1 protein-coding gene is annotated in these 10397 nt (G+C 72.8%); it reads right to left on the minus strand.

Translation table 11 applies throughout. The annotated features are described in order from the left end of the window. Window positions 1-14: 14 nt before the first annotated feature. A complete protein-coding gene (locus ACGFZK_RS26680; RefSeq protein ID WP_393851387.1) occupies window positions 15-10397 on the minus strand; it encodes a type I polyketide synthase in 10383 nt (3460 codons plus the stop codon).

Here is a 10397-nt window from a genome sequence, read left to right on the forward strand (position 1 = left end):
GCACTTCGGGCACGTCAGAATCGGTTGCTGTCGTTGGCGTTGCCGCCGGGGCCGTCGGGCCCGTCGAGGCCGTCGGGATCACCGCCGCCGTCGAGCGCCAGGTCGAGGAGGGCCTGGAGATCCATCGTGTCGATGGACTCGCTCTCGTCGGCGGGGCTCGTGGCAGGGGCGGGGGTGTCGGGTCCGGCGAGCCGGAGCAGCGTGTCCAGGAGCCCTGCCTCGCGGATCCGGCCCAGCGGGATGGCGGCCAGCGTCCGGCGCAGCTCCGCCTCCTGCGGGTCGGTGTCCAGAGCCGGTCCGGTCGGCCCGCCTGCGCCCTCGGGGAAGAGGGTGTGCAGCAGATGGCGGGTGAGCGCCTGCGGGTTGGGGTAGTCGAAGACGAGGCTGGACGGCAGCCGCAGGCCGCACGCGGCGCCGAGGCGGTTGCGCAGTTCGACGGCGGTGAGCGAGTCGAAGCCGAGGTCCTTGAAGGCCCGTTCGGCTGCGACCGCGTCGGCGGACGCGTGGCCCAGGGCCGTTGCCGCGTGCTCGCGTACGAGGTCGAGGAGGGCCGCTTCCCTGTCCTCCCCGGTGAGTTCCGTCAGCCTCTGGAGTGCGGCGGGAGAAGCAGTCTCCGCCGGTCCTCCCCCGGCGGGGGTGTCCCCGCGCAGTGCGTCCCGTACCTCGGGCAGGTCGCCGATGAGCGGGCGGGGGCGGGCCGCGGCGAACACGGGCGCGAAGCGCGCCCAGTCGACGTCGGCGACGGTCACCGCGGGCTCCCGGCCCGCGACGGCACGCTCAAGCGCCAGCAGATTCGTCGCCGGGTCCATGGGCGGCAGGCCGCGTCGGCTCAGCTGCTCCTCCGCGTCGCCCTCGGTCGCCATGCCGCCGTCGGCCCACGGTCCCCAGGCGATCGCCGTGGCGGCGAGACCGCGGGCCCTGCGCCGTTCTGCGAGCGCGTCGAGGAAGGTGTTGGCGGCCGCGTACGCTCCCTGGCCGCCACTGCCCCAGACACCGGCGATGGAGGAGAAGAGGACGAACGCGTCGAGGGAGTCCGGCGCGTCGAACAGCGCGTCGAGATGGACGGCTCCCGCCGTCTTCGCGGCCACGACATGGGCGAAGCCGGGGAGGTCCGTTCCCGTGCCGGGCGGCTGCGAGACGCCGGCGGCGTGCACCACGGCACGTACCGGAGTGCCGTCGGCAGCGAGCCGCGCGACGAGCGCTTCGAGCGCGTCGCGGTCGGCGACGTCGCAGGCCGCGAGGGTCACGGCCGCGCCGAACGCGGAGAGCTCCGCCTCGATCTCGGCCGCACCGGGCGCGTCGGCGCCCCGGCGGCTGACGAGCACGAGCCGTTCGGCACCCCGCTCGGCGAGGTGTCGCGCCACGTGGCGGCCGAGGGCGCCCGTGCCGCCGGTGACGAGCACCGTGCCGCGCGGGGTCCAGGCCGCGGACCGCGCGCTCGTCGAGGCGGCGCGCACCAGCCGTCGTACGAGGGTGCCGGAGGTACGGACCGCCACCTGGTCCTCGTCGCCCGGTCCTGCGAGCACCGCCATCAGCCGCGACAGGACGTGGTCGTCGCATGCCGCCGGGAGGTCGACGAGACCGCCCCAGCGTTCGGGGTGCTCCAGGGCGACGACTCGGCCGAGGCCCCAGACCTGCGCCTGGGCGGCACCACCGAGTTCGTCGGTCCCGGCGGCCGCGACGGCGTCACGCGTGACACACCACAGGGGTGCTTCGACGCCTCCGGTCGCGTCGCCTTCCCGGGCCGGTTCGGTGAGCACCGAGGTGAGGGCGGAGGTGAGGGCCAGTCCGACAGGCACGCCGGGGTGTTCGGGGTGGGGCCGCTCGTCCAGCGCAAGAAGGGACAGGACACCGGCCACCGGGCCGCCGGCGACCGCCTCGCGCAGCCGCTCGTCCAGCCGGGCGCGAAGCGACGCCGGGTCACTGTCGGCGACGTCGAGCGTGAACGGTACGACCCCCGCGCCACCGTCGGCCATACGGTCGGTCAGCGCGCGGACCCACGGATCGTCCGCGTACGGCGCCGGCACGGCCACCAGCCAGGTGCCTGCGGGTGTGCCCCGGTCGGCCCCGGACCACGGCTGCCACGCGATGCGATAGAGCCGGGCGTCCGCCTGCGACTGCGCCTGCTGGTTGCGCCGCCAGTCGGAGAGGGCGGGCAGTACGACGCTGAGCGGCTGGTCCCCGTCGATCTCCGGCCCACCGACGAGGGAGCCCAGGTCCGCCCGCTCGACCGCGTCCCAGAAGCGTGCGTCGACGTCCTTGTCCGCGAGTCCGGCCGCCGAACCGCTCGGGGCGGCGGCTTCGGGCCAGTAGCGCTGGCGCTGGAAGGGGTAGGTGGGGAGGTCGACGCGCCGGGCGCCGGTGCCGGAGAAGTACGCCTGCCAGTCGACGGCGATGCCGTGGGCATGGGCCGTGGCGAGGGTGGTGGTGACGGTCTCGGGCTCGGGACGCGCCGCGCGGAGTACGGGAGCGAGGACCGCGGCCCCGTCGGTGACGCAGTCCTGGGCGAGGGCGGAAAGGACGCCGTCGGGGCCGAGTTCGATGTAGGTGGTGACCCCGCGGCTCTCCAGGGTGCGGATGCCGTCGAGGAAACGGACGGCCTCGCGGACGTGGCGGACCCAGAAGTCGGCCGAAGCCATCTCGTCGGTGACGAGAGCGCCGGTGAGGTTGGAGACGATGGGGATGCGAGGCGTCTCGTACGTCAGACCCTCGGCGACCTTCCGGAAGTCGGCGAGCATGCCGTCCATGTGGGGCGAGTGGAAGGCGTGGCTGACCGTGAGCCGCTTGGACTTGCGGCCGGCAAAGGACTCCACGACCGCCACCGCGTCGGCCTCGTCACCCGCGATCACGACCGACTGCGGACCGTTGATGGCAGCAATGCTCACGCGGTCGGTGAGCAGCGGCAGGACCTCGTCCTCCGATGCCTGGACGGCGATCATCACGCCGCCGGTCGGCAGTGCCTGCATCAGCCGCCCACGAGCCTCGACCAGGGTGCAGGCGTCCTCCAGCGAGAGCACTCCGGCCACGTGCGCGGCCGTAATCTCACCGATCGAATGGCCCGCCAGGAAGTCCGGCTTCAGACCCCAGCTCTCCACCAGCCGGAACAACGCCACCTCAACCGCGAAGAGAGCCGGCTGCGTGTACGCGGTCTCGTCCAGCGCGGCGCCGTCGGTCCCGAACAGCACGTCCTTGAGCGGCAGTTCCATCCGCTCACACACCGCGTCCAGGGCCCGCGCGAAGACGGGGTACGCCTCGTACAGCCCTCGCCCCATCCCCAGCCGCTGGCTCCCCTGCCCCGTGAACAGGAAGGCGAGCCTGCCCCCGGAAGCCGTGCCCTGCACCAGACCAGGCACCTGCTCGCCCGCCGCCAGGGCCGCGAGCGCCCGCGTCAGGTCCTCCCGGTGGTCGGCGACGAGCGCCGCGCGGTGATCGAGGTCGGCCCGGCCGGTGGCCAAGGAGTAGGCCAGATCGGTGACTCGGGGACGGTCGGCGGCCTCCACCACGGACAGCAATTGCCGCGCTTGGGCGCGGAGAGCGTCCGAGCTCCTGGCCGAGAGGACGTACGGCAGGGCCCCGCGCGTGACGGTCCCCGCCGACGGCTTCGACTCGGTCGCGGTCCCGGTCTCCGGAGCCTGTTCGATGATGGTGTGGGCGTTGGTGCCGCTGATCCCGAAGGACGACACTGCGGCTCGTCGCGGCCGGTCCACCGTCGGCCAGGCCGTCTGCTCGGTCAGCAGAGTGACGTCGCCTGCGGTCCAGTCGACGTGCGGGGTCGGCTCGTCGACGTGAAGCGTCTGCGGCAGCACGCCGTGCTGCAGGGCGAGGACCATCTTGATGATGCCCGCGACACCGGCGGCGGCCTGCGTATGGCCGATGTTCGACTTGATGGAGCCCAGCCACAGCGGGCGGCCCTCGGAGCGCTCCTGCCCGTACGTGGCAAGGAGAGCCTGCGCCTCGATCGGATCACCGAGCTTCGTACCCGTACCGTGCGCCTCCACCGCATCGATGTCGCCGGCCGACAGGCCCGCGCTCGCCAGCGCCGCGCGGATCACCCGCTGCTGGGAGGGACCGTTCGGAGCGGTCAGACCGTTGCTCGCACCGTCCTGGTTGACGGCCGAGCCACGCACCACGGCCAGGACCGGGTGACCGTTCCGCTCGGCATCGGACAGCCGCTCCACCAGGAGCATGCCGACGCCCTCACCCCAGCCCGTACCGTCCGCAGCCGACGCGAACGCCCTGCACCGGCCGTCTGGCGACAGGCCGCCCTGCCGGCTGAACTCGCTGAAGGTGCCGGGGGTCGACATCACCGTCACGCCACCGGCGAGCGCCAGCGAGCATTCGCCGTTGCGCAGGGCCTGGATCGCCCAGTGCAGAGCGACCAGCGACGACGAGCACGCCGTGTCGACCGTGACCGCCGGCCCCTCCAGGCCCAGCGCGTAGGAGACACGACCGGACATGACACTGCCCGCATTGCCCGTCATCACATGGCCGAGGACGCCGTCCGCGCCGGACTGCTCCAGTTGTGCGTCGTAGCCACTGTAGGCGGCGCCGACGAAGACGCCGGCCCGGCTGCCGCGCAGCGACGACGGGTCGATGCCCGCTCGCTCGATCGCCTCCCAGGAGGTTTCGAGCAGCAGACGCTGCTGCGGGTCCATGGCGAGCGCCTCGCGCGGCGAGATGCCGAAGAAGTCGGCGTCGAACGCGTCGGCGTCGTACAGGAAGCCGCCCGCGAAGGTCCGGCCGTCCTCGTCGGCGTACAACTCGTCGGTGTCCCACCCCCGGTTGCCCGGGAGTCCGGCGATCGCGTCGCCACCGGTCTCGACGAGCCGCCACAGCTCCTCGGGGGTGCGGACACCGCCGGGGTAGCGGCAGCTCATGGCCACGATGGCGATGGGGTCGTCGGCGAGGCCGACACGCGGGGGGAGGCCCGGCGCGTCGGTTCCAGGCTCCTGCGGGGCGCCGAGAAGGTCGGTCCGCAGCTGCCGGACGAGCGCGGTGGGCGTCGGATGGTCGAAGACGAGCGTGGTCGGCAGACGTAGGCCGGTGGCGGCGCCGAGGCGGTTGCGCAGCTCGACGGCGGTCAGGGAGTCGAAGCCCAGGTCCTTGAACGCGCGTGCGGGGTCGACCTGTTCGGCCGAGGCGTGGCCGAGTGTGGAGGCGACCTGTGCCCGTACGAGATCGAGCAGCGCCCGGTCCTGTTCGGGACCGGTGAGGCGGGTCAGCCGCTCGGCAAGCGGGGTGCCGCCGTCGGTGCGGGTCTGCGCGGTCCGCCGGCCCGACGTGCCGAGGAGCGACCGGAACACCGGAGCGACCGGGCCGGGGCCGGCGGCATTGCGCAGGCCAGGGATGTTCAGACGGGCCGGGACCAGGGCCGGCCGGCCGGCGGCGAGGGCCGCGTCGAGCAGAGCCATGCCTTCGGTGGCGGAGAGCGCGCCCATGCCCTGCTGTTCCATGCGCCGCAGGTGGGCCTCGCCGAGTCCGCCGGTCATCCCGCTGGCGTCGGCCCACAGGCCCCAGGCGAGCGAGGTGGCCGGCAGGCCCTGGTCGTGGCGGTGCTGGGCCAGAGCGTCCAGGAAGACGTTGGCGGCCGCGTAGTTGGCCTGTCCCGCGCTGCCGAGGGTGCCGGCGATCGCGGAGAAGAGAACGAAGGCGGACAGGGGCAGGTCGCGGGTCAGTTCGTGGAGGTGGAGGGCGGCATCGGCCTTCGGACGGAGGACCGTGTCGAGGCGCTGCGGGGTGAGCGAGCCGATCACACCGTCGTCGAGAACACCGGCCGTGTGGACGACCGCGGTGAGCGGGTGCGCGGCAGGAACAGCGGACAGGACGGCCGCGAGCGCGTCCCGGTCCCCCGCGTCACACGCCGCCCACGACACCTGCGCACCCAAGCCGGCCAGCTCAGCGGTGAGTTCACCGGCGCCCGGCGCATCGGCACCCCGGCGGCTCAGCAGCAGCAGACGCCGCACACCGTGGGCGGTGGCCAGGTGCCGCGCGACGATACCGGCGAGCGTGCCGGAACCGCCGGTGATCAGGACGGTTCCGGTCGGATCGATGCCGGTGACATCGGAGCGGAAGGCGGTACGGCTCCGGTTCAGGCGGGGGACGTGTACGACTCCGTCCCGCAGCAGCAACTCCGGCTCACCGAAGGCGAGCACGGCGGAGAGCAGGGTCGCGGAGAGCAGGGAGGCTCGGTCGGCAGCAGGCACCCGGTCCTGGCCGGCGGGGCCGGCATCCACCTCCGCGTCGAGGTCGGCGAGAACGAAACGGCCGGGGTTCTCCGTCTCCGCCGAACGCACCAGACCCCACACCGCGGCGTGCGGCAGGTCGTCGACGCCTTCGCCGGGCCCCGCGACCGCGCCTCGGGTCAGGACGACGAGGCGCGAGGTCGCGAAGCGCTGGTCATCCAGCCAGGACTGCACCAGGGCGAGCGCGTGGTGCATGGCCTCGTGCAGGGCATCCGACCCGTTGCCGGTCGCCTGCCGCTCAAGGGGGACGACGACGTACGGCGGTACGGGAGCGCCCGCGTCGACCGCTGCGCCCAGCGCCGCCAGATCTGCGTAACCGGTGGCCGCGCCCACGAACCCGTCGGCAGAGCCGAGTACGGCGCACTCCTCGGCGGGAGCGGACGTGCGGTCGGCGAGGGGCAGCCGCACCCAGTCGAGCTGGAACAGCGCGTCATGCCGGACAACCTGTCCGCCTGAACCCGCTTGCAGAGCACCGGACTCACCCGCCGCGAAGGGTCGCGGAGTCAAACCGCCCACGGTCGCCACTGGTGCGCCCAGGTCGTCCGCGAGGTCCAGGCCGACAGCGCCGTCGTCAGCCCGCCGTATCCGTACGCGCAGGGCACCGGCGCCCACGGCGTGCAGGGTCACGTCGGACCATGTGCCCAGCCCGGCTCCCGTTCCGCGCTGCTCGTCCAGTGCGAAGGCCGCGTGCGCGGCGGCGTCGAGCAGCACCGGGTGCAGGCCGAAGGCCTGTGCGTCCGGGCCGCCTTCGGGCAGACGCACCTCGGCGAAGAGGTCACGGTCGCGGCGCCAGACGGCCTCCACGGCACGGAACAGCCCACCGCGCTCGGGCCCGTGCGCGCCCTGGGCGTCGTTGGACACGATGGCGTCCGACTCGGAATCGTGGGACGCGGGGTCGTGGGACGCGTAGAGGTCCGTGATGTCCACGGCCTCGGCCCCGGCGGGGGGCCACTGTGCCAGATCGAACGACGGGGCAGGGCCGGTGGGCGCGAGCACGCCCCGGGCGTGGCGCTCCCAGGGGGTATCGGCCGAAGCGGTCTCCGGCCGGGAGGAAACGGTGAAGGGACGGCGCCCCTGCTCGTCGGGCGTCTCGACGAGCACCTGGATGCGTACAGCGCCCTCCGCGGGCAGGGCGAGCGGCACATCGAGCATCAGCGCCTCGACACGCTCGCAACCGGCCTGATCGCCGGCACGCACGGCGAGTTCGACGAACGCGGCACCCGGCAGCACGATGGTGCCGGACACGGTGTGGTCGGCGAGCCAGGGCTGCGTGCGGAGCGAGAGCCGACCGGTGAACAGCACACTGTCCGAGCCGGCCAGGGTGACGGCCGCGCCGAGCAGGGGGTGCGCGGCCGGGTCGAGCCCCGCTCCGCTCACATCACCGGCTCCGGCGGTGGCGGGCTCCAGCCAGTAGCGCTCGTGCTGGAAGGGGTAGGTGGGGAGGTCGACGCGCTGGGCGCCGGTCCCGGAGAAATACGTCTGCCAGTCGACGGGAATGCCATGGGCGTGAGCCGTGGCGAGGGCAGTGGTGACCGTCTCGGCTTCGGGACGTGCCTTGCGGAGTACGGGGATGAAGACGGAGTCCTCGCCGCTCACGCACTCCTGGGCCAGGGCGGACAGAACACCGTCGGGACCCAGCTCGACGTACTTGGTGACACCCGCAGCCTCCAGCGCGCGGATGCCATCGAGGAAACGGACGGCCTCACGGACGTGCCGGACCCAGAACTCGGCCGAGCCCATCTCGTCGGAGATCAGGGTGCCGGTGAGGTTCGAGACCACGGGGATGCGCGGAGCCTCGTACGAGAGCCCCTTCGCCACCTTGCGGAAGGCGTCGAGCATGCCGTCCATGTGCGGCGAATGGAAGGCGTGGCTGACGGTCAGTCGCTTGAATTTACGGTCGGTGAAGGATTCGGCGATCGCCACCGCATCGGCCTCGTCACCCGCGATCACGACCGACTGCGGACCGTTGATCGCGGCGATGCTCACCCGGTCGGTGAGCAGCGGCAGGACCTCGTCCTCCGACGCCTGCAGCGCGATCATCACGCCACCGCCCGGCAGCGCCTGCATCAACCGCCCACGCGCAGACACCAGAGCACAGGCGTCCTCCAGCGAGAACACCCCCGCCACATGCGCGGCCGTAATCTCACCGATCGAATGACCCGCCAGGAAGTCCGGCTTCAGGCCCCACGACTCCACCAGCCGGAACAACGCCACCTCGACCGCGAACAACGCAGGCTGCGTATACGCGGTCTCGTCCAGCAGATCCGCCTCCGTCCCGAACAGGACGTCCTTCAGCGGCACTTCAAGATCCAGCCGCTCACAGACCGCGTCAAGCGCGTCCGCGAAGACGGGATACGTCTCATAGAGCTCACGCCCCATCCCCAGCCGCTGACTCCCCTGCCCCGTGAACAGGAACGCGACCTTGCCCTCGGTCACCCTGCCCTGCACCAGGCCTGCGGACTCCGCACCCTCGGCGAGCGCGGAGAGTGCGGTTCCGAAGTCCTCCTCCGTACGCCCGAGAAGCACGGCGCGGTGCTCCAGGGCTGCGCGGGTGGTGGCCAGCGAGTAGCCGATGTCGAGGGAACGTTCGGCCGAACCGTCCTGGCCATAGGTCGTGAGAAGCCTGGCGGCCTGGGCGCGCAGCGCTGCGGCGCCCCTGCCGGAGAGTGTCCAGGGCAGCACCGCCGGGACCGTGGCCGGGACGGCGGGACCCGCCGCGGGCCCGGAGCCGGCGTCGGGCTCGGCCTCGGACTCGGCGTCCGTCTCGGGGGCCTGTTCGATGATGGTGTGCGCATTGGTGCCGCTCACGCCGAACGCGGAAACGGCCGCGCGCCGGGGCGCGCCGGTCTCGGGCCAGGGCATCGGCTCGGTGAGCAGCGAGACGGCGCCTTCGGTCCAGTCGACGTTCGGGGTCGGCTCGTCCACGTGCAGGGTCTTCGGCAGCACACCGTGCCGCATCGCCATGACCATCTTGATGATGCCCGCGACACCGGCGGCGGCCTGCGTGTGACCGATGTTGGACTTGAGGGAGCCCAGGCGCAGGGGGCGGCCATCGGGGCGGTCCTGCCCGTAGGTCGCAAGGAGGGCCTGTGCCTCGATGGGGTCGCCGAGCGTGGTCCCCGTGCCGTGGGCCTCGACGGCGTCGACCTCGGCCGCCGACAGTCGGGCGTTCTCCAGGGCCTGGCGGATGACTCGCTGCTGGGCGGGCCCGTTGGGGGCGGTCAGGCCGTTGCTCGCACCGTCCTGATTGACAGCGGAGCCACGGACCACGGCGAGGACGGGATGGCCGTTGCGGCGGGCGTCGGAGAGGCGCTCCACCAGGAGGACGCCGACGCCTTCGGACCACCCGGTGCCGTCGGCGGCCGCGGCGAAGGACTTGCAGCGGCCGTCGGCGGCCAGGCCGCGCTGGCGGCTGAACTCGACGAACACGTCGGGGCTGGGCATCACGCACACGCCGCCGACCAGCGCGAGCGAGCACTCGCGCTGGCGCAGGGCCTGGGTGGCGAGGTGCAGGGCGACGAGCGAGGAGGAGCAGGCCGTGTCGACGGTGGCCGCAGGGCCTTCCAGCCCGAACACGTAGCTGACCCGTCCCGACAGGACGCTGGTGGCGGCGCCGGTCAGCAGCAGTCCCTCCAGCCCTTCCGGTGCTTCCTTGAGGTCGGCTCCGTACCCCATGGCGCCCGCGCCGACGTACACGCCGGTGCGGCTGCCGCGTACCGCCGAGGGGTCGATGCCCGCGCGCTCGAAGACCTCCCACGAGGTCTCCAGGAGCTGGCGCTGCTGCGGGTCCATGGCGAGCGCCTCGCGCGGCGATATGCCGAAGAATCCCGGATCGAATGCGGTGGCCTCGTCGAGGAATCCGCCGCCGGTGTTGTAGAAGGTGCCCTTGCGGTCGGGGTCCGGGTCGGCGAGCGACTCGATGTCCCAGCCACGGTCGGCGGGGAATCCGGTGATGGCGTCGCCGCCCTCGTCGACCAGGCGCCACAGATCCTCCGGGGACCTTACCCCGTTGGGGAACCGGCAGCTCATCGCGACAATGGCAATCGGTTCCTGGGCGTCCGCCTCGACCTCCTGGAGGCGGCGGCGGGCCCGACGCAGCTCAGTGGTCATCCACTTCAGGTTTTCGAGAAGCTTTTCTTCGTTCGCGCTGGCCAC

Origin of the sequence: Streptomyces sp. NPDC048257 (genome assembly GCF_043201855.1) — a bacterium.
Taxonomy (GTDB): Bacteria; Actinomycetota; Actinomycetes; order Streptomycetales; family Streptomycetaceae; genus Streptomyces.